At 64.4% G+C, this 21,801-nt stretch carries 17 protein-coding genes; 15 read left to right on the plus strand and 2 right to left on the minus strand.

The features are described 5' to 3' along the window. The first annotated feature begins 158 nt into the window (after positions 1–158). The 6 genes from A9762_RS25825 to mdtD all read left to right on the plus strand — a co-directional run bounded on the left by A9762_RS25825 (position 159) and on the right by mdtD (position 8,594). Positions 159–341, plus strand: coding sequence for a hypothetical protein (locus A9762_RS25825; protein WP_069344820.1), 183 nt, complete (start codon positions 159–161; stop codon positions 339–341). Positions 342–354: 13 nt separating this feature from the next. Next, on the plus strand, positions 355–1,095 hold the full coding sequence (locus A9762_RS25830) for a lasso peptide biosynthesis B2 protein (protein WP_170836329.1): 741 nt from the start codon (positions 355–357) through the stop codon (positions 1,093–1,095). A gap of 31 nt (positions 1,096–1,126) precedes the next feature. Then, on the plus strand, positions 1,127–2,932 hold the full coding sequence (locus tag A9762_RS25835; RefSeq protein ID WP_069344822.1) for an asparagine synthase-related protein: 1,806 nt from the start codon (positions 1,127–1,129) through the stop codon (positions 2,930–2,932). Then, a complete protein-coding gene (locus A9762_RS25840) occupies positions 2,929–4,827 on the plus strand; it encodes an ABC transporter ATP-binding protein (protein ID WP_170836330.1) in 1,899 nt (632 codons plus the stop codon). Before A9762_RS25835 ends, A9762_RS25840 begins: the two co-directional genes overlap by 4 nt. Before the next feature lie 170 nt (positions 4,828–4,997). Then, on the plus strand, positions 4,998–6,899 hold the full coding sequence (locus tag A9762_RS25845) for a propionate--CoA ligase (protein WP_069344824.1): 1,902 nt from the start codon (positions 4,998–5,000) through the stop codon (positions 6,897–6,899). A 237-nt stretch (positions 6,900–7,136) separates the two neighbouring features. Next, positions 7,137–8,594 (plus strand): multidrug transporter subunit MdtD, encoded by a 1,458-nt coding sequence (gene mdtD, locus A9762_RS25850; protein WP_083254296.1) that lies wholly within the window; start codon positions 7,137–7,139, stop codon positions 8,592–8,594. Between the two features lie 36 nt (positions 8,595–8,630). Here the strand turns inward: mdtD and A9762_RS25855 are convergent, their stop codons facing one another. After that, on the minus strand, positions 8,631–9,548 hold the full coding sequence (locus tag A9762_RS25855; protein ID WP_069344826.1) for a LysR family transcriptional regulator: 918 nt from the start codon (positions 9,546–9,548) through the stop codon (positions 8,631–8,633). Positions 9,549–9,791: 243 nt separating this feature from the next. On the opposite strand from A9762_RS25855, the gene A9762_RS25860 reads away from it, so the two are divergent. Both A9762_RS25860 and A9762_RS25865 read left to right on the plus strand, forming a co-directional pair. Continuing rightward, positions 9,792–11,189, plus strand: a complete 1,398-nt coding sequence (locus A9762_RS25860) for a M20 family metallopeptidase (RefSeq protein WP_069344827.1) — start codon at positions 9,792–9,794, stop codon at positions 11,187–11,189. Further along, positions 11,186–12,547, plus strand: coding sequence for an MFS transporter (locus tag A9762_RS25865; protein WP_240493718.1), 1,362 nt, complete (start codon positions 11,186–11,188; stop codon positions 12,545–12,547). Before A9762_RS25860 ends, A9762_RS25865 begins: the two co-directional genes overlap by 4 nt. 30 nt (positions 12,548–12,577) lie before the next feature. Here A9762_RS25865 and A9762_RS25870 read toward each other — a convergent pair whose 3' ends face one another. Further along, positions 12,578–12,892 (minus strand): DUF5076 domain-containing protein, encoded by a 315-nt coding sequence (locus tag A9762_RS25870; protein ID WP_069344828.1) that lies wholly within the window; start codon positions 12,890–12,892, stop codon positions 12,578–12,580. Positions 12,893–13,274: 382 nt separating this feature from the next. On the opposite strand from A9762_RS25870, the gene A9762_RS25875 reads away from it, so the two are divergent. The 7 genes from A9762_RS25875 (at position 13,275) to A9762_RS25905 (ending at position 21,466) form a co-directional block, all read left to right on the plus strand. Next, entirely contained in the window at positions 13,275–15,617 is a 2,343-nt protein-coding gene (locus tag A9762_RS25875) for a bifunctional salicylyl-CoA 5-hydroxylase/oxidoreductase (RefSeq protein WP_069344829.1), read from the plus strand. Between the two features lie 9 nt (positions 15,618–15,626). Then, the gene (locus A9762_RS25880) at positions 15,627–16,439 is read left to right on the plus strand and encodes an SDR family NAD(P)-dependent oxidoreductase (protein ID WP_069344830.1); all 813 of its coding nucleotides are present in this window, start codon (positions 15,627–15,629) and stop codon (positions 16,437–16,439) included. A gap of 160 nt (positions 16,440–16,599) precedes the next feature. Beyond that, positions 16,600–17,463 carry an enoyl-CoA hydratase family protein gene (locus A9762_RS25885; protein WP_069344831.1) on the plus strand — a complete coding sequence of 288 codons (864 nt, stop codon included), beginning with the start codon at positions 16,600–16,602 and terminating at the stop codon, positions 17,461–17,463. 4 nt (positions 17,464–17,467) lie between these two features. Further along, a complete protein-coding gene (locus tag A9762_RS25890) occupies positions 17,468–18,652 on the plus strand; it encodes an acyl-CoA dehydrogenase family protein (protein ID WP_069344832.1) in 1,185 nt (394 codons plus the stop codon). Positions 18,653–18,873: 221 nt separating this feature from the next. Beyond that, the gene (locus A9762_RS25895; protein ID WP_069344833.1) at positions 18,874–20,517 is read left to right on the plus strand and encodes an AMP-binding protein; all 1,644 of its coding nucleotides are present in this window, start codon (positions 18,874–18,876) and stop codon (positions 20,515–20,517) included. Positions 20,518–20,585: 68 nt separating this feature from the next. Beyond that, a complete protein-coding gene (locus tag A9762_RS25900) occupies positions 20,586–21,056 on the plus strand; it encodes a thioesterase family protein (protein WP_069344834.1) in 471 nt (156 codons plus the stop codon). 2 nt (positions 21,057–21,058) lie between these two features. Further along, positions 21,059–21,466, plus strand: coding sequence for a RidA family protein (locus A9762_RS25905; RefSeq protein WP_069344855.1), 408 nt, complete (start codon positions 21,059–21,061; stop codon positions 21,464–21,466). Positions 21,467–21,801 lie beyond the last annotated feature (335 nt).

Consider the following 21,801-nt stretch of genomic DNA (forward strand, 5'->3'; position numbering starts at 1 on the left):
GTGGCGCGATTTCCCTCGGACGTTCCCCGGACGACCCACAAGTGCCTGCACGCGGTTCACGTGCTGCTTCGGAAAATTCCCATAAATGCACCGGCGTGTATTTCCTATGATGAAGACGCGGACGATTCCGTTCGTATTCACTCAAGAAGGAGTCCTAAATGAAGAAGGAAATGGGAACCGCGAAAGAAGTGACCGAACTCGACGTACTCGCCTCGGTGGATGCCGCGCACGCCACGCGCGGTGTCATCGGCAACGATGCCGAAGGCATCACCGTGCTGCCGCTGTGCTTCCGCCCGGTGTGCATCCCGACGCTGCCGCCGGTGACCGGAGGTCATGCCTGAGGTGGCAGATTCGATGCGAATCGGAACCGGCGCGTGTGCGGACGCGCCGGTTTTCCGTCATCTGGCGCCCGATGTTCATGTCGTCGGCATCGACGACCACGTGGTCGTGCTCAAGCTCGCTCACGACCGCTACTTCAATCTGTCTTACGCGCACTCGCAGGCACTACGTCGACTGATCGGATGGCGTCATGACCCGCAGGTCGTCTCCGGCACGCTGCCGGCGATGCAGGCCATGTTCGACGCAGAGGGACTGCTCGCCCCGGCGTCGCGCGACACGCCGGATACGCGCCATGCGACGCGAGACATGTCGCCCCGGCTCGGCTTCGATGCCTGGCTCGTCATGCCCGGCGATCTGGCGGGTGCGGCACGCAAGCGCGACGTGATTCGCGCGAGCTACTGGCTCTGGCAGGCGCAGCGCGTCACCCGCAAGGCGCGCATGGCGGGCGTGATCGACCGGGTGAGTCATGCGCAGCAAGCGCGTCCCACGCATTACGGTCTGCCGGGCGACTACGCGCCCTATGTCGCGGCCATGCACCGTGCCGCGTTGTGCTACCCGCAGTGCACGCCATGCCTGCCCTGGTACGCCGCATTGGCGATGTGGTGTGCTCACGACGGCCTGCGTCTGCAACTGGTCGTCGGTGTGCAGCGCCAGCCGTTCTACGCCCACGCATGGGCCGAAGCGCAAGGGCGGGTGATCGGTGACGACCCGCGCCGCCGCGAACAACTGGCTGTCATCTACGAAACGCCCGCGTGACCCAACGCCCCCCGCCCAAACGGAGCCCGTCATGAAACTTGCCCGCCTGAGACCAGGACCGGCCGAGCGTCATGTGCCGCTGCCCGGCGCTGTCGTATTGCGCGGGCTGGACGGCCAGCCTGCCGCCAGAATTCGCCCGGAGGGCAGCGGCGAGCGTTGTCACGTCAGCGACCAGAGCGAATTGCTGGCGTGGTACGTCAGCGGTCGCGTGTTTCGAAAGGACGACGGCCGCGAGGTGTCGCCGGGGCTGGAGCTTGCGCGTCTCGCGCTGGAGTCGCCTGAGCGCTTCGTCGAACGGTATTGGGGGCATTACCGGATCATCGTGCACGACCGCTGGTGCGGCGCTACGCTCGTGCTGTGCGATCCGTGCGGTCACTGCCCCACGTACTACCGCTTCTGTCGCGATGGTGCCGTCCACGTGGCGGCTGACCCGGCGGCGCTCGTCGGCGACGAACCGACCTTCGACAGCGCGGCGCTCAAATCCTTCCTCGTGCATGGCGACGTTGGCAACGTCCAGTGCGCACTGTATGACGTGGAGCGTCTGCCGCTCGGTCATGCGCTGTGGATTCCGGAGCGCGGCGCGCCCAGGACGCGCATCGTCTGGTGGCCGTCGTGGCGCCCGGAAGGGGGCGCGCGGGAAGCTCAGGAGATGGCGTCCGGCACGGGCCTGCTTGGCGTGCTGCGTCGTTCCACGGAGCGCTGCCTTGGGGATCGTCGTGCTGTGCTGGAGTTGTCGGGCGGTGTCGAGTCGACATCACTGGCGTTGGCGCTGGCGCAATCCGGCGTTGCCGGGCATTGCACCGCCGTGAATCATCGCGATCCGGGTTCGCCGTCGAGTGACGAATCGCACCATGCGAGCCAGGTTGCGCGACATGTGCGCATGGCATTCGAGCGGTTCGACATCGAATGCGCGGCGTTCTCGCCACCGTCGGTGATCCCCCGTCTGGCGAGACCGGCCATGCACTTGTGCATGCTGGCCCAGCTCGACGCGGTGCGCGAACGACTCGCACCTTACCGCGATCATCGCGTGGTCAACGGCCACGGCGGCGATGCGATCTTCCTTGCGCCGCCGCCCGACGGCGCCTTTCTCGACGCTTTCGCCGACGGTCAATGGCGGCGAGCCTTCGGCGCGTGGCGCGATCTCGCGATGATGCAGCGTCTGCCGTTGCTGTGGGTGGCGCAGGGTGCGTTCGCTCAGTTGCGACAGCGGCAGGCCAATCCTTTGGCTGCACTGCAGGACGGATTGCTCACGGCGGCTGCCTTTGCCGGCGGCATGGGAAGCCTGGGTGACGGCAAGGCATCGCGCGGCACGGAGCCGCTTGCACAGGCGTGGCTGGCGCATTGGCCGCTTCGGATGCGTCCTGGCAAACGGGCGCAGGTGCTCGGCACGCTGGGGAATCTTCGCGACATCGAAGTGCATCCGGCCCTTGCCGACGGGGGCACCGTGTTTCCGTTCCTCACGCAGCCTGTCGTGGAAGCGGGCTTCGCCATGCCCACGTATCGGCTCTTCAGCGCGATGCATAACCGCTTGCCGTTACGGCGTGCGGCGTATCTTGCCAGCGGTTTGCCGAACCTCTGGCGGCGCGACAAGGGCATGATGACCGGCATCGTGGGGGCAGGCGTGGCCGCGAATCTGTCGCATGTCGAAGAGGTCTGCCTGGAGGGGTATTGCGCCGCATCGGGATGGATCGATCGTGACGCCTGCCGTCGAGCCATCGGCCGGCTCGCACATCATCATCTCGAGTCGATGACGACGATTCGCCGCTTGTATGCGGTCGAGATGTTCGTGCGCGGATGGCGGCAAGGGGCTGGCGCCAGCGGCGGGGCGGCGGCATGACACGACAAGCGGGCTGGAACGCGCTGTGTTTCGTGCTGCGCACGCTGTGGGCGCGGGAGACGGCGTCGTCGCGACATCGCGTGTGGCTTGCCGGTGCGGCGAGTGCTGCGGGCCTTATGCTCGCGCTACGCCTCGTCGCGCCCTGGGTGCTGGGGCTGGCGGTGGATGCACTGGCAGGCGAGCGTCCCGGCACGCTGGCAATGCCGCTCGCGATCGCCTACGTGGTGCTGTGGTCGGGCGCGGCCATCGGTGAGCGGGGCAAGGATCTGCTCATTCAGCGCGTGATGGAGGACCTGCGGCGTCGCACCGGGCTCGGTTATCTCACGCGATTGATCGAGCTGCCAGCCCATCGCGCGCGGGACGTCAACGCCGGACAAGTGCTCGATTGTCTGTTCCGTGTCGAAGTGGCGCTGCCGGTGATCGTCACGGGGCTGGTGTTCGGGCTGCTGCCGCTGGCGGTGCAGGTGGTCGCCACAGGTGTCATCCTGATGCTCAACTTCGGTGTGCTGTACGGCGTGATTCTCGGCGGGACGGTGCTCGCTTATGTCCTGACGCTACGCCCCTCGCTGGCGCGCGTCACCCGTCGCGAGTCGCAGGCCAACGAGGTGTCGCGCGCCACGACCGGTGCGCTTGCCGACACCCTGAGCCAACTGGAGTGTGTGAAGACGTTTGCGCAGGAGCCGGCGGAGGTCGGGCGTCTCTCACAACGACTGCGCGCGCGTTACGTGGCGGCGCTGGCGACGGCAACCACGGCGCAGGTGACGAGTGCGTTGCAGATGGCGATCATGGCGGCGGGCGTCTCGGCGATGACCTTGCTCGCCGTGAGCGACGTCGCGCGCGGTGCCGAGCCGGTCGGCACGCTGGTGCAGGTCAATGCCTACCTGCTCCAGTTCGCGTTGCCGGCGGCGATGCTGGGCGCGCTGGTCTCGCAGGTCGCGAGAGCGCTGGTCAGTGTCGACGAGCATCTGCGTGACGGTGCCGCTGGTCCGGCGGCTGTCGCGGCGCTGGCTCAGAGCGAACGCGTGGACGGCGGTAAGAGCAGCCCAATCGACGCGCGCAATGCTGTCGCGACACTTGCCGACGCGCAACGGCCTTTCGTTTCCGCTGCGCCGGTCATCGAACTCGACAGCGTGAGCGTAATGCCTCACAACGCGCCCCACGACGCGCCCCACGACGCACAAGCGATCGTATCCGACGTCAGCCTGCGAATCGGCTCGGGCGAGTGCGTGGCGCTGGTCGGTCCTTCAGGCGCGGGCAAGTCGACGTTGTTGCGGCTCGTGGCGGGCATGGTCTTGCCGTCGCACGGCGCGGTGTACGTCGACGAGCTTCGACTGTGTCGGGAGCATGCCGATGCGATGCGACGCGTCACCGGATTCGTCACGCAGGACTCCCGACTGTTCGACCGGCCGCTATTCGACAACGTGGCTTACCGCGCGGGCCTGAGCGGCGCAATGTCGCAAGACGATGGTCCGGTTCGGTCGGAGTTTCAGCGCGTGACCGCGCTGTCGGAAGTGCCCGACGCGACGTCGGTGGCGGGGCTGTCCGGCGGGGAGCGTCAGCGCGTGAACATTGCGCGGGCGCTTTGGGGACGTCCCCCATTACTGCTGCTCGACGAGCCGACCGCCGCGCTCGATGCGCTCACCGAAGCGCGCATTCTCGAGAGACTCGCACGCGAGCGGGCGGGCGCGACATGTCTCGTGGTGGCGCATCGGCTGGCCGCGATCCGTCACGCGGATCGTATCGTCGTGATGGACGCCGGGCGTATCGTCGAGACCGGGGACCACGTGACGCTGCTACGCCACGGCGGACTTTACGCGCGCATGTGGCACGCACAGCAGGCCGAACGCATCGACGCACCGATGGACACCCGAACACCTGCGACCGATCTCGTCTGAATCCCTGCGAGATTCCTTTGATTTCGCGCAAATATCGCGAAATTTGCGCGATTTTCCCCAGTAATCTCCGCGTAATCCCCTATCGTTTCGGGGATGGCGCGGGGCATCCGGTAAGCCTTCCGTAAGCGTCAACGCGCACACTGAACGCACAATAAGTGGAAGGAGACACCATGACTTCGTATGCGTCGTTTCACGCTCGTTCGATTGCGCCGGACTCGCGTGCGGCCTTTTGGGAGGAGCAGGCCAGACTGATCGATTGGGAGACGCCGTTCGATCAGGTGCTCGAATACGACAAGCCGCCGTTCGCGCGCTGGTTCGTCGGCGGACGGACCAACATCTGCCACAACGCTGTCGATCGTCACCTGCCGTCACGCGGCACGCAAAACGCGCTGGTGTGGGTGTCGACCGAGACGGAGCAGGAGCGTGTCTACACGTACGACGAACTTTCCGCTGAGGTCAATCGCATGGCGGCGTCGCTGCAATCGTTGGGCGTGGCGCGCGGCGAGCGGGTGTTGATCTACATGCCGATGGTGCCCGAAGCGCTGTTCGCGATGCTCGCCTGCACCCGGCTCGGGGCGATTCACTCGGTGGTGTTCGGCGGTTTCGCGTCGGTGAACCTCGCCGCGCGCATCGACGACGCGCGTCCGAAGGTCATCGTGTCCGCCGATGCCGGTTCGCGCAACGGCAAGGTCGTGCCGTACAAGCCGCTGCTCGACGAGGGCATTGCGCTCGCGCAGCACAAGCCGTCGAGCGTGTTGCTGGTCGATCGCGGACTCGCACCCATGACGCGCGTGGCGGGCCGTGACGTCGACTATGCCCCGCTGCGCGAGCAGCATCTCGACGCGTTCGTGCCCTGCGAATGGATGGAATCCAGCGATCCGTCCTACGTGCTGTACACCTCCGGCACCACGGGCAAGCCGAAGGGCGTGCAGCGCGACACCGGGGGCTATGCGGTTGCGCTGGCCTCGTCGATGCAGCACATCTTCTGCGCGAAGCCGGGCGATACGATGTTCTGCGCGTCCGACATCGGCTGGGTGGTCGGGCACAGCTATATCGTCTACGCGCCGCTGCTCGCGGGCATTGCGACGGTCATGTACGAAGGCACGCCGATTCGTCCCGACGGCGGTATCTGGTGGCGTATCGTCGAGAAGTACAAGGTGACGCAGCTGTTCACCGCGCCGACGGCAATTCGTGTGCTCAAGAAGCAGGACCCCGCCTATCTGACGCAATACGACCTGTCGTCGCTGCGCCTCATCTTCCTTGCCGGCGAACCGCTGGACGAACCGACGGCGCGATGGCTGACGGAAGGCGTCGGCAAGCCGGTCGTCGACAACTACTGGCAGACGGAGACGGGCTGGCCGATTCTGGGCATGGCACGAGGTGTGGAAGTTCTCCCGAGCAAGCTCGGATCGCCCGGCAAACCGGTGTACGGCTACGACGTGAAGCTTGTCAACGAAGCGACCGGCGAGGACTGCGGCCCGAACGAGAAGGGCGTGCTGGCCATCGAAGGGCCGATGCCGCCGGGATGTCTGAGCACGCTGTGGGGCGACGACGAGCGCTTCATCAAGACGTACTGGCAGACGGTGCCGGGGCGCATGCTGTATTCGAGCTTCGACTGGGGCGTGCGCGACGAGGATGGCTACTACTTCATTCTCGGGCGCACCGACGACGTCATCAACGTGGCCGGGCACCGGCTCGGTTCGCGCGAGATCGAGGAGAGCATCGCCAGCCATCCGGCAGTGGCCGAAGTCGCCGTGATCGGCGTGCAGGACGCGCTCAAGGGCCAGGTGGCGATGGCCTTCGCGGTGCTGCGTCGGCCGGAGGAGGTGGACACGACGCAGGCGCGTCTGGCGCTCGAAGGCGACGTCATGAAGACGGTGGACAAGCAATTGGGGGCGGTGGCGCGTCCGGCCCGCGTGTTCTTCGTCTCGATGCTACCCAAGACACGCTCCGGCAAGTTGCTTCGCCGCGCCATTCAGGCGATCTGCGAGGGGCGCGAGACCGGCGATCTGATCACGATCGAGGATCCGGCCGCGCTGGAGCAGGTGCGCGACGCGGTGAAGGGCACCTGACGCATGACGGTAGGACGCACACGCTACGTGTAGCGCGTGACGATGTAATTCAGTCAGACGACGGGACCGACGACTGAGGACGTCAAGCTGCGGCGCAGCCGATTTTTCGGACTGCGCCGCAGTGCATTTGGATGGCGAATGTGTTTCGATATCGATAACCGGCGTCGCATTGCGACAGCGCGCCGGGCAACACCGGTATGATGCCCAGGTGCTCATGCCCGCTCATCACTCATCGACATGACATCTTCCCATCCGGCCGCCTGGCGGCAGAAAGCCATGCTTCTCGTGGTCTCCGTCGGCTTCTTCATGCAGACGCTCGATTCGACCATCGTCAACACGGCGCTGCCCGCGATGGCGCGCGACCTCGGTCAATCCCCGCTGCACATGCAGGCCGTTGTGATCGCCTATGCGCTCACGATGGCGGTGACGATTCCCTTGTCCGGCTGGCTCGCGGATCGACTGGGCACGCGCGTCGTGTTCTCCAGTGCGTTGACGATTTTCTCCATCGGCTCGGCGATGTGTGCTTATTCCGGCACGCTGGAGGCGCTGGTCGTGTGGCGCATCGTGCAGGGATTCGGCGGGGCGATGCTGTTGCCGGTCGGGCGTCTCGCCGTGTTGCGCACGTTCCCGCGCGAACAGTACTTGCAGGCGCTGGCGTTCGTGGCCGTGCCGGGCATGATCGGACCGCTGATCGGGCCGACGCTGGGCGGGTGGCTCGTCAAGGTGGCGTCGTGGCATTGGGTGTTTCTGATCAACGTGCCGGTGGGCGTGGCGGGATGCGTTGCCGCGCACTTCTTTCTGGCCAATGCGCGTGCGCCGCATCGAACGTCGTTCGACATCAAAGGGTATTTGCTGCTGTCGGTGGGCATGGTGGCGACGTCGCTGGCGCTCGATCGCCATGCGGACATTGCGGGTGCGCATGCGTTGATGCTGGTGTTGCTGGTGCTGGGTTTCGCGGGGTTCGTCGCTTACGGACTGTACGCGAATCGCGCGCCGCAGCCGTTGTTCTCGCTGGCGATGTTCAAGGTGCACACGTTCAGCGTCGGGTTGCTCGGCAATCTCTTTGCGCGTATCGGGATCGCGGCCGTGCCGTATCTCGTGCCGTTACTGTTGCAGGTGAGTCTCGGCTACTCGGCGTTCGAGGCGGGGCTGTTGATGCTGCCGATCACGATCACGGGCATCTTTGCCAAGCGCCTCGCAACGTATCTGGTCGTGCGTTACGGGTATCGGCCGGTACTGGTCTGGAACACGATCCTTGCCGGTTGCGTGATCGCCAGCTTCTCGCTCGTCACACCGACCTATCCGGTGCCGCTGCTCATCGTTCAGTTGGGCATTCTCGGGGGCATCAACTCGATTCAGTTCACTGCTATGAACACGCTCACGCTGAAGGATCTGAATCCCGACGACGCGAGCGGCGGCAACAGTCTGTTCTCGCTCGTGCAGATGCTGGCCATGAGTTTTGGCCTGACGGTCGGCGGTGCGCTGCTGGTGACGTTCACCGGCGCATTCGGTGAGGCGGCCGGGGTGGGCGCGCTCCCCGCTTTCCGTGCGACGTTCGGGTGCGTGGGGCTGATCACGTGCTGCTCGTCCTGGATCTTTGCGCAGCTAACGGATCGGGAGCAGATGGGGAGCGAGGATGGCGATGCACACGCGCAGGCTGCGGCTGCGTCGCCTGCGGCCCCCGAACACCAATGAGCGGTTTGCCGGACGGTTGCGTGAGCCTGCGCGAAACTATGCGAATGGCTTGTCGAGAATCTCCGGCGCGCGAATCGCGTCGATGAGCAGGCCCAGAAACGCTTCGACAGGGGCTGGCAGGGTGCGTCCGGCCATCGTTTGGACTTGCAGCGATCGCTGGTGCAGGGCGGGGTTGCGGATGGGGATAGCGACGAGCCCTTCCGGCGTCAGACGGCTGCGCACCGTCAGCAGGCCGGTGAGCGTGACGGCATTGCCCGAGCGCACGAAGCTGTGCAGTGCCGCGTGGTAGTTGCTGATGAAGACGGGTTCGAACAGCAGGCCTTCCAGGGTGCAGCATAGGTCGAACATCTGGCGAATCGTCACGCCCGCGTTCGACAGTGCCAGCGGATACGGCAGGAGATCGGCGAGTGCGATGTCGCGTCGTTTGGCGAGCGGGTGCGCTTTGGCCATCAGTGCGTAAATCGGTGCCGGTTGCGTGTGCACGACCTGAACGCCTTTTTCCGGTGCCACGCTGAAACACACAGCGATATCGGCTTCGCCGTCGCGTACGCGCTCAGTGGCAACGAACGGTGAGACGACGTCCAACAGAAAATGCGCGCCGGGATAGGTTTCGCGAAAGCGGGCGAAGACCTGCGGCAGGAAGTCGCGCGCCACGCCCTCCGCACTGGCGACACGAATCGTGGCGCGTCCCACTTCCGTCAGCCCACGAATTTCCGAGGTGACGCGTTCTGCATCGAGCAACACGCGACGTGCGTGATCGGCGAGCAGCTCGCCTGCCTCACTCAGCACCATGCCGCGCGGGCGCCGCTCGAACAGCGGCGTGCCCAGATCCTCCTCCAGCTTGGCAATCTGTCGGCTCAGCGCCGACACCGCGACATGCAGCCGTTCCGACGCGCGACTGAGCGATCCGGTCCGGGCGACTTCGAGAAAGTAACGCAGGGCGTGAGTTTGCATGACTAGCGAGAAATGAGTGACGGAGACGAGGCCTAAGCGTCGCGCAAGGGCGCGAAAGGGCATTTCAGTCGACAGTTTTGCTTTGCCGAAACGGCAAAGAAACCTTCGAAATATTATCATTGTTGTCAAAAATATCGACTCCTAGAATGGCCTGAACGGTTGTGCCGCAGCGTGCTACCGACACGCGTCGCAGCGATGTGCGAGATCGGCCGCCGTGCCCACATAGCCATCTGGAGACAAGCAGTGACCCGTAGCGCAGCCATTACTCAAGCCACCGCCCATTTCGATTCGGGCGCGTTCCTCGATACCCTCAATCGTCGCGTCGCTTACAAGACCGAGAGTCAGGAAGCGGATAGCGGCGACATCCTTAATGCGTACCTCTCCGACGAGATGACCCCTGCGCTTGCCGCGCTGGGTTTCACGTCGCGAATCGTGGCGAATCCCGTGCCCGGCGGCGGGCCGTTTCTCATTGCGGAGCGCCGTGAAGGGGACGGATTGCCGACGGTGCTGACCTACGGGCACGGCGATGTCGTGCGCGGTTACGACGCGCAGTGGCGCGATGGCCTCAAGCCGTGGGACATCGTCGTCGAAGGCGATCGCTGGTACGGCCGCGGTACTGCCGACAACAAGGGGCAGCACACGATCAATCTGGCGGCGCTGGCCGAGGTGCTCGCGGCGCGTGGCGGCAAGCTTGGCTACAACGTGAAGATGATCGTGGAGATGGGCGAGGAAATGGGATCGCCGGGCTTGCATGCGATTTGCGAGCAATTGCGCGACGAACTCAGCGCCGACGTGTTGATTGCGTCGGACGGCCCGCGTCTGTCGGCGGCACGTCCGACGGTGTTCCTTGGCTCGCGCGGTCTCGTCAACTTCAAGCTCAGTCTCAACCTGCGCGAGGGCGGTCATCACTCGGGCAACTGGGGCGGCTTGCTGCGCAATCCGGGCGTCGTGCTGGCCAATGCGATCGCGTCGATGGTCGATGGCAACGGCAAGATTCTCGTCGAGGGACTGCGTCCGCCGGCGCTGCCTGAATCCGTCCGACGCGCGCTGGCCGGGCTGGAAGTCGGCGGCGGTCCGAACGATCCGACGGTCGACGTCGACTATGGCGAGCCGGGGCTCACGCCGACCGAGCGCGTGATCGGCTGGAACAACATCGAGGTGCTGGCGTTCAAGACGGGCAATCCGGAGAAGCCTGTCAACGCGATTCCGCCTTACGCCTATGCGCACATGCAGATCCGGTTCGTGGTCGGCACGGATTGGGAGCGTCTGGGCGACATCGTTCGTGCGCACCTCGACGCGCATGGCTTCCCGATGGTGGACGTCGAGGTCGAGCGTGGGGTGATGGCGACGCGTCTCGACCCGGAAGATCCGTGGGTGCTGTGGGCGCTGGGGTCGATGCGTGAGACGACCGGCAAGCCGCCGGTGCTGTTGCCGAACCTTGGCGGCACGTTGCCGAACGACGTTTTCGCGGACGTGCTCGGCCTGCCGACGCTGTGGGTGCCGCACTCCTATCCGGCGTGTTCGCAGCACGCGCCGGACGAGCATTTGCTGGGATCGGTCGCGCGTGAAGCGTTGCAGATCATGGCGGGGTTGTTCTGGGATCTGGGGGATGTGAACCTGAACGAGGGGAAACCGCGATGAACAGTACTGCTGCTGCGGGGGCGGATCAGGTACATGAGGCTTCGGGCGACGCGAAGGCCGGGGTGCGCAGCGAGGTGCCCGTCTACAAGCTGATCGTCGCGACGTCGATTGGCAATGCGCTGGAATGGTACGACCTGATCGTCTACGGGTACTTTGCCGTGACGATCTCGAAGCTGTTTTTTCCGGCGCATGACGAGACCGTGTCGTTGCTGATGGCGCTGGGCACTTTTGCGCTGTCGTATCTGGCGCGTCCGTTGGGCGCGTTCGTGCTTGGCGCGTATGCCGATCGCCATGGTCGACGGGCGTCGCTGATGTTGTCGATTGCGATGATGACGGTGGGCACCGGGTTGATTGCCTTTATGCCGACGTATGCCGCGATTGGCGTGTGGGCGCCCATCGGCATCTTTCTGTCGCGTCTGATGCAGGGCTTTTCGGCGGGCGGCGAGTTCGGGAGTTCGACGGCGTTTCTCGTCGAGCATGTGCCGAACCGGCCGGGCTTCATGTCGAGCTGGCAGTTCGCGAGTCAGGGCGCGAGCACGTTGCTGGCGTCGGCGTTCGGTGCTGTGCTGACCGGCGCGCTGACGCAGCCGCAACTCGAATCCTGGGGATGGCGTCTTCCGTTCCTCTTCGGGATGCTGGTCGGGCCGATTGGGTTGTACATCCGCAAGTATGTCGACGAGACGCCGGCGTTCGCAAAGGATGTTGCACGAAAGCAGGCGGCGCAGACGGTAGCCGGGGATGGGGCGGCGCCGGACAAGTCGCCGGTGTGGGAGGTGCTGGCTACGCAGAAGTCGCGTCTGCTGGTGTCCATTGGCGCGTTGATTCTGACGACGACGGCGAACTACATGATTCTGTATATGCCGACGTATGCCACGAAGCAACTCGGTTTGCCGCCGTCGCAGGGCTTTATCGCGACACTGGTCACGGGGTTCGTGATTATGACGCTCACGCCGTTCGTCGGGCACTGGTCGGACAAGGTCGGGCGCATTCGCATCATGCTGGTGGCGGGCGTGCTGTTCCTGTGTACGGTGTATCCGGCGTTTGCTTTCATGAACGCACATGCCTCGCTGGCGACGATGATGGTGGTGATGTTGTGGGTCGGCACGTTGAAGGCGGTGTACTTCGCGCCGATCCCGGCCCTGATGTCATCGCTGTTTCCGACGCGAACGCGCGCCACTGGCATGGCGGTGGGCTACAACCTCGGGACGACGATCTTCGGCGGCTTCACCCCGTTGGCCGTCGCCTGGCTGATCGCGGCGACGGGCAACAAGCTGGCCCCCGGGCTCTATCTGATGGTGGGGGCAGCGATCAGCCTGACAACGTTGCTGATTGCGCGCACGCGGATGGGGGCGCGCTGAACTTGACGTAACGTCGAGGCAAGATGCGCTTCAGTGACGTTGCTGAGGCGCATCTTCCGTACTCTGGACGGAGGGTGCGCGCAATTCGTTGAGGAAATGGTCCCGCACCATGGCAAGCGAGTCGGCTTGCGTACCGGGGGAAGCGCGTTGTAATGCGTCCGAGACTTGTCTGGCAACGTCCGCAAGGATTACGCCCCAGACAGCCTCCTCCGAAATCTGGCGGGTTTCCTGATACATCCCGACCTTCATCGAGCAGTACATGGCCTTCTCGGCCGTCCAGACACGCAGCATTTCTACGGCGTCATTGTCGGCCAACACGGCGTCGGGGATGGGGCATGCGTGCATCGAATTCCTCTCTGATGGTTGATCGGCTCATCCAAGCCTTCGGTCGTTTCCGTGAGCGTGCCACGCGGGGTGGCGCGTACTCTGTACGCTGACGCCTCGCAGCGCAGCACCGGGAGCAATGATGACGCGGCGCATTGCGCGAACCCATCGGGTAACGGCCGTAGATTGCTTTGGTCTTCGTCTGATAAACCAAGGCGCGACGAGCGCAGTCTCCCTGTATTCCCCCATCTAAGGACTTTCCCTCCCCAAGCGGCACCATCTGCCGCCGACCTTGCCGTCGCTAATTTTTTTCGCTAGTATTTTAGGCATAAACTATTTACGATTTAACAAAGATCGGACGCTTGGGTAGGTGCGACGCGATCGGTGAATCCGGAGGCTGGAGATGAATATCGTCTGTATCGGTGGCGGGCCCGCAGGTCTGTATTTCGGGTTGTTGATGAAGCTTCGCGAACCTTCCCATCGTGTAGTGGTGGTGGAGCGCAACCGTCCCTACGACACGTTCGGCTGGGGCGTTGTGTTCTCCGACGCCACGATGGACAACCTCCAGGTCGCCGATCCGGAAAGCGCCGCGCAAATCAACGCCGCCTTCAACCATTGGGACGATATCGATATCCATTTCGAGGGTCGCACGATCACCTCGGGCGGGCACGGTTTCATCGGCATCGGCCGCAAGAAGCTGCTCAACATCCTGCAAGCCCGCTGTGAAGCGCTCGGCGTCGAACTCGTGTTCGAGACCGACGTCTCTGACGATCAGGAAATCGCCCGCCGTTATCAGGCCGATCTGGTGATCGCCTCCGATGGCCTCAACAGCCGCATCCGTACCCGCTACGCCGACACGTATCGTCCGGATATCGACACCCGTCAGAACCGCTTCGTGTGGCTCGGCACCCATCAGCGCTTCGACGCCTTCACGTTCGCCTTCGAAAAGACGGAACACGGCTGGTTCCAGGCGCACGCCTATCAGTTCGATGCCGATACGTCGACGTTCATCGTCGAGACGCCCGAGTCGGTCTGGCGCGCCCATGGCATCGACCAGATGAGCCAGGAAGAGGGTGTGAAGTTCTGCGAAAACCTCTTCGCCAAGTACCTCGGCGGTCACGAGTTGATGAGCAACGCCAAGCACCTGCGCGGCTCCGCCATCTGGATTCAATTCCCCCGCGTGATCTGCGAACACTGGGTCCATTGGGCCAACGTCGACAGCAAGCTCGTGCCCGTCGTACTGATGGGCGACGCGGCGCACACCGCGCACTTCTCCATCGGCTCGGGCACCAAGCTCGCCCTCGAAGACGCCATCGCACTGGCCGACGGCCTCGGTACGCAGGGCATCGATGCGCTGCCACGCGTGCTGGCCGACTACGAAGCCGTGCGCAGCATCGAAGTGCTCAAGATCCAGAACGCCGCGCGCAATTCGACGGAATGGTTCGAGACTGTCGATCGTTACGCCCGCTTCGAACCCGAGCAATTCGCCTATTCGCTGCTCACGCGCTCACAACGCATTTCGCACGAAAACCTGCGGGTGCGCGACGCCGCGTACGTCGAAGGCTTCGAAGACTGGCTCGCTGCGCACGCCGGTGTGAAACGCGCCGATGGCCAGCACGCGATTCCGCCGATGTTCACGCCGTTCCGTGCCCGCGAACTCACGCTCAAGAACCGTATCGTGATGTCGCCGATGGCGATGTACTCGGCCGTCGACGGCGTGCCCGGCGACTTCCACCTCGTTCACCTCGGCAGTCGCGCTCTCGGCGGCGCGGGCATGATCGTCGCGGAGATGACCTGCGTGTCGCCCGACGCGCGCATCACGCCCGGATGCCCCGGTCTGTGGAACGACGCACAACGCGACGCGTGGAAGCGCATCGTCGACTTCGTGCACTCGGGCAGCGACGCCAAGATCGCCATGCAGATCGGTCACGCCGGACGCAAGGGCTCGACGCGCCTCGCGTGGGACGGCATCGATCAGCCCCTCAAGGACGGCAACTGGCCGCTGATCTCGGCCTCCGCGCTGCCTTATATGGACGGCGTGTCGCAAACGCCGCGTGAGATGACGCGCGCCGACATGGACCGCGTCAAGGACGATTTCGTGCAAGCTGCCCGCCGCGCCGCCGAAGCCGGTTTCGACTGGTTGGAGCTGCACTGCGCGCACGGCTATCTGCTGTCGAGTTTCATCTCGCCGCTCACGAACCATCGGCAGGACGAATACGGCGGCTCGCTGGAAAACCGTCTGCGCTATCCGCTGGAAGTCTTCCACGCCGTGCGCGACGTCTGGCCCGCTGCGAAACCGATGTCGGTGCGTATCTCGGCCCATGACTGGGTCGAGGGCGGCATCACGCCGGACGACGCCGTCGCGATTGCGCGTGCCTTCAAGGACGCCGGCACCGATCTCATCGATTGCTCGTCGGGACAGGTCAGCAAGGAAGAAAAGCCGGTCTACGGCCGTATGTTCCAGACGCCCTTTGCCGATCGTGTGCGCAACGAGGCCGGTGTGCCGACGATTGCCGTCGGTGCGATCTTCGAGGCGGATCACGTGAACAGCATCATCGCGTCCGGTCGTGCCGACCTGTGTGCGCTGGCGCGTCCGCATCTGGCCGATCCGTTCTGGACGCTGCATGAAGCCGCGAAGATCGGCTACAAGGACTTGCCGTGGCCGTCGCAGTACTATGCCGGCAAACGTCAGTACGAGACCAATCTGGAGCGTGCTGCCGCCTACGCTCAACAGATCGGTAAATAAGGACAGTTCATGACGTCTACGACAAGCGCCACCGCTACGGCACCGGCATCACTCAAAGGCGTGCACGCGCTCGTGACGGGCGGCGCGCGCGGCATCGGCGAAGCCGTGGCCCGCTCGCTGCTCGCGCAGGGCGCGCGTGTGACGTTGCTGGGGCGCAGCGAAGCCAAGCTCGCCGAAGGCGTGAGCGCACTGGCGTCGCACGGTGAGGTCGCGTGGGTGAGCGCCGACATCTCCGATGCCACCGCCGTGGAAGCGGCATTCGCCCGTGCCGCCGGGCGCTTCGGCCCGGTGCAGGTGCTCGTCAATAACGCCGGACAGGCCGTGAGCGCCCCGTTCGGCAAGACGGACGCCCAGCTCTGGCAGCAGATGATCGACGTCAATCTGACGGGAACGTATCACTGCATTTCGGCGGCGCTGCCCGCCATGCTCACGGCAGGATGGGGACGCATCGTGAACGTGGCGAGCACGGCGGGTCTGATCGGCTACCCGTATGTCACGGCTTATTGCGCGGCCAAGCACGGCGTGGTCGGTCTGACGCGCGCGCTGGCGCTCGAAGTGGCGAAGAAGGGCGTGACGGTGAATGCCGTCTGTCCGGGCTACACGGAGACGGATATCGTGCGCGACGCCGTGGCGAACATCGTCGCGAAGACGGGCCGCAGTGAAGACGAAGCGCGCGCGGAACTGGCCAAGCGCAATCCGCAGGCACGTCTCGTGCAGCCGCAAGAGGTTGCCGACGCCGTGCTGTGGCTCTGTCAGCCGGGTGCAGCGTCGATGACGGGGCAGTCGATTGCGGTTGCCGGCGGGGAAGTGACGGTCGGCTAAGGCTGACGATGAACGATTCATGACGCCGGGCCGGGATGAGGCCGTCCGTCGTCATTTTTATTAAGCGGGACTGCCCGGCATGCAAGCGTTGTCCACGCGCGCAATGAAGCCCGGCGATCCGAGAGCAAGTCAAAGGCAAGCTGCCAAAGGAGATTGGCCCATGAGTGACGTGAAACTGACGATGGCGCATCACAAGCGTCCCTTCGCGAACTACGAAGCCAAGCATTTTCTGTGGTCGGTGTCGAACGACGCGCAAGGGCGTCCGAGCATCGGCACGATCACGCTGAACCGTCCCGACAAGAAGAATCCGCTGACGTTCGACTCGTATGCGGAACTGCGCGACCTCTTCCGCGGGCTGGTCTATGCGACGGACATCAAGACGGTCGTCGTGACCGGTGCGGGCGGCAATTTCTGTTCGGGCGGCGACGTCCACGAAATCATCGGTCCGCTCACGCAGATGAGCATGCCGGAACTGCTGGATTTCACGCGCATGACGGGCGATCTCGTCAAGGCGATGCGCGCCTGCCCGCAGCCGATCATCAGCGCGATCGACGGCATTTGCGCCGGCGCGGGCGCGATGGTGGCGCTGGCGTCGGACATGCGTCTGGGCACGCCGCAAACGAAGACGGCGTTCCTCTTCGTGCGCGTGGGACTGGCCGGCGCCGACATGGGCGCATGCACGTTGCTGCCGCGCATGATCGGGCAGGGACGTGCCTCGGAACTGCTCTACACCGGTCGCGTGATGACGGCCGAAGAGGGCGCGCAATGGGGCTTCTTCAACGCGTTGCATGACGGCGGCGCGGTGCTCTCGGCTGCGCAGACGCTGGCCGATCAGATCGCCTGCGGCCCGACTTTCGCGCACGGCGTGACGAAGAAGTTGCTGCATCAGGAATGGAACATGGGCGTGGACGAGGCCATCGAGGCGGAAGCCGAAGCGCAGGCCATCTGCATGCAGACGAAGGATTTCCGCCGGGCTTACGACGCTTTCGTCGCCAAGCAAAAGCCGGTCTTCAAGGGCGACTGACGTCATGAGCGCAATCACTCCTCACAACGCCCGCAATGCCGATTTTCTCGCGTGGCCGTTTTTTGAAGACGCGCACCGTCATCTGGGCACAACGCTCGACGCGTGGTGCACGCGCGAGCTGACGGTCGATCATCACGCCGATACGGATGCGACGTGCGTATCGCTGGTGCGCCAGTTGGGCCGCGCGGGATGGCTGAAGTATTGCGTGCCCGCCAGCCACGGCGGTGCGCTGGAGAAGCTCGATTCACGAGCGCTTTGCGTGCTGCGCGAAACGCTGGCGCGGCACGACGGTCTCGCGGACTTCGCGTTCGCGATGCAGGGGCTCGGCAGCGGCGCGATCACGCTTGCGGGCAGCGACGCGCTCAAGCAGCGCTATCTGCCGCGCGTGGCTTCGGGCGAGGCGATTGCCGCTTTCGCGTTGTCGGAGCCGGACGCCGGTTCAGATGTCGCCGCCATGGCCTGTTCGGCGACCTCGGACGGCGACGCCTACGTGCTGAACGGCGAGAAGACGTGGATTTCGAACGGCGGCATTGCAGACTTTTACTGTGTGTTCGTGCGTACGGGCGAAGCGCCGGGCGCACGCGGCATCAGCGCGTTCGTGGTCGATGCCGACACGCCGGGGCTGACGATTGCCGAGCGCATCGACGTGAGCGCGCCGCACCCGCTGGCGCGTCTGAAGTTCGAGAACTGCCGCGTGCCCGCGTCGCAACGTCTGGGTGAGGCAGGGCAGGGCTTCAAGGTCGCGATGATGACGCTGGATATTTTCCGCGCATCGGTGGCCGCAGCCGCGCTGGGTTTTGCGCGTCGTGCGCTGGACGAAGGGTTGGCGCGCGCAAAGTCGCGCAAGATGTTCGGTCAGACGCTGGCCGACTTCCAACTGACGCAGGCGGCGCTGGGCGATATGGCCACGTCGGTGGACGCCGCCGCGTTGCTGACATACCGCGCCGCATGGCAGCGCGACGTGCTGGGGCAGCGCACGACGCGCGAAGCGGCGATGGCGAAGATGTTCTCGACGGAGTCTGCGCAGCAGGTCATCGACCGGGCATTGCAGATGTTCGGCGGTGCGGGCGTGGTGTCGGGCGCGGTGGTGGAACGTCTGTATCGCGAGATCCGCTCGCTGCGGATTTACGAAGGGGCAACGGAAGTGCAAAAACTGATCATCGCGCGCGAGTTGCTCAAGGACGACTGATCTTTGGCGTTCGACGTGCGGGACGTGGAAGTCGCGCCGTATAGCGGCACAGGCAGCGGCACAGGCTGGAACGTGGTTTGGCAGGACTTGTGATGTGCGCAGTGGCAACCCACGGAGACAGGGATGGCATGGCGTCTTGCAATAACACTTGGAAGCACTAGGACTGGGTCTGACGCGTAGCGTCGGCGTCATGCTGGATTACCGGGGGCAAGGAGAAGCACATGGAACGATCTGGACATCTCGACACTTTCGCGCGCGACAATCTGCCGCCTGCGGATCAGTGGCCCGAGTTTCTGCTCGACAATCCGGACGTGGCATATCCGGCGCGCATCAATTGCGCCGCCGAACTGCTGGACCGCACGATCGCACAGGGACGCGGTGACGCGCCGGCGATTTATTCGGTCGAAAATGGAAAGCCGACGACCACGACTTATCTCGGCCTGCGCGAGATGGTCGATCGCATCGCCCATGTGCTGCGTAACGATATGGCGCTGGTGCCGGGCAACCGTGTGCTGCTGCGCGGCCCGAACAATCTGTTCATGGCCGCCGCCTGGCTTGCCGTGATCAAGGCCGGACTCGTCGGCGTGCCCACGATGCCGCTGCTGCGCGCGAAGGAACTCAAGCAGATCGTCGACAAGGCGGAAGTGAGTGCCGCGCTGTGTGACGGTCGTCTCAAGGAAGAGCTGGAGTTCAATCGTCAGCCGGGGCATGAGTATTACTGCCCGGTGCTGTCGAAGGTGGTCTATTTTCACGACGTTGGTGAGGACTCACTGGAGGCCCGCATGGCCCGTCAGCCGGCGAGCTTCGACGCCTGCGACACGGCGGTGGACGACGTCTGTCTGATCGCCTTCACGAGCGGCACGACGGGGCAGCCGAAGGGCACGATGCATTTCCATCGCGACGTGCTGGCGATGTGCGATCTGTTCCCGCGCCACGTGCTCAAGCCAGGGCCGGACGATGTCTTCTGCGGCACTCCCCCGTTAGCGTTCACTTTCGGCACAGGCGGCTTGCTGACGTTCCCGTTGCGCGTCGGCGCAGCGACGGTGCTGCTGGAAAAGCTCACACCGGACAGTCTGCTGCAAGCCATCGCCGACTATCGCGCGACGATCTGTTTCACGGCGCCGACGTTCTATCGCCAGATGGCCGCACTCGTCGGCAAGTACGATCTGTCGAGTCTGAGGAAGACGGTGTCGGCGGGCGAGGCGCTGCCTGACGCCACCCGACAGCTATGGAAGCAGGCGTCGGGCATCGAGATGATCGATGGCATCGGCGGCACGGAGATGATCCACATCTTTATCTCGGCAGCGAACGGCGACGTCGTGCCGGGTGCGATCGGCAAGCCGGTCCCCGGCTATATCGCGATGATCGTGGACGAGAACATGCAACCGCTCCCGCCGGGGAAGGTGGGCAAGCTGGCGGTGAAAGGGCCGACGGGGTGCCGCTATCTCGCGGACTCGCGTCAGACGAATTACGTGAAGCAGGGCTGGAACCTGCCGGGCGACACGTTCATGTGCGACGAAGCGGGCAATTACTACTATCAGGCCCGCTCGGACGACATGATCGTCTCCGCAGGCTATAACATCGCGGGCCCGGAAGTGGAGTCGGCACTGTTGCAGCATCCGGCCGTGGCGGAGTGCGGTGTGGTCGGTGCGAACGACGACGCTCGCGGCCAGATCGTGAAGGCCTATGTGGTGCTCAAGGCCGGGCAGCCCCACGACGACGCGATGGTGAAAGCGCTTCAGGAGTATGTGAAGGCTAACATCGCACCGTACAAGTACCCGCGCGCAATCGAGTTCGTGGACACGCTGCCGCGCACGGAGACCGGCAAACTGCAACGCTTCAAGCTCCGGCAAATGGCGCAATAAGCCGAAGCCGATTGATGAAGTGGGGGCTCCAGTGGGCACCCACTGACTTTTGTGAAAGGGGAGGAATGATGGCGCAGGCGAACGTGGCGGAACACGCTTTCGTGAAGCCGTTGCTGGTCCGGTTCAAACACTGTGACCCGGCAGGCATCGTGTTTTATCCGCGCTACTTCGAGATGATCAACGATCTGGTCGAGGACTGGTGCGCGGAAGGACTCAACCTGTCGTTCGGCGAGATGCACCTGCGCGACGGCATGGGCGTGCCCACGGCCAACATCGAATGCCGTTTCAGTGCCCCAAGTTTTCTGGGCGAGACGCTGGTGCGCTCGCTCGAAGTAACCCGCCTCGGCCGCTCGTCGATGACTCTGCGTATCCGGTTCGCCGGCGCTAACGACGAGACGCGCCTGCAAGCTACGCTGGTGCTGGTCTGGGTGGCGAAAGGCGAAGGCGGTCGACCCGCCCCGATCGCCGTGCCCCCCGCCCAGCGCAATGCGATTGTGCGCTTTGCCGCACCCGATTCTGTGATTGAAGGAGTGTCCTGATGCTGCAAGTTCTCCAACCGCCCGAATGGGCGAAACCGCGCGGCTATGCCAATGGCATGGCCTTCGAGATGACGGCAGGCAGCCGCATCGTGTTTGTGGGCGGTCAGATCGGCTGGAACGCGCAGCAACGCTTTGAGACGGATGATTTCGCACTTCAAGTGCGTCAGACGCTCGAGAATATTGTCGCGATTCTCGCCGAAGGGAAGGCCAAGCCGGAACATATCGTCCGTATGACCTGGTACGTGAAGGATAAACGCGAGTACGTGGCGAATTATCCCGCCATCGGGGAACACTACCGCGCCGTCATCGGTCGGCACTTTCCTGCGATGACCGCCGTCGAAGTGGCGGATCTCGTCGAGGACGAAGCCAAGGTCGAGATCGAAGTGACTGCGGTTGTTCCTGCTGACTGATTTTTCTTTACGTTTGTTAGTGCTTGCTAAGGCGGGTTAACACCCCCCGCCTGACGGGCCGGAGCCCCTTTCCGCCGCTCAGACATAAACCCAACTCGCTGCAGAAAGGGGCCCCGGCCCGTCTCCCTCCCCGCCCTCAGTACCTCCACCGAAACCGCCCGCTTCCCGCGCGCTGTTTCCACCCCCCTCGTTGCGTCGACACCGCTCTTCTCCAGCGCCAACGCGACGCCACAACCACCACGCACGTGCTCCGCAACTGCTGCGCGGCGGTCGTGCCGTCGCTCACACCTCCGCGGTACCTCTTTATGCCCCGCCTACGCTGCCTTTTGCTTACC

It is taken from the genome of Pandoraea sp. ISTKB, assembly GCF_001721285.1.
GTDB lineage: Bacteria > Pseudomonadota > Gammaproteobacteria > Burkholderiales > Burkholderiaceae > Pandoraea > Pandoraea capi.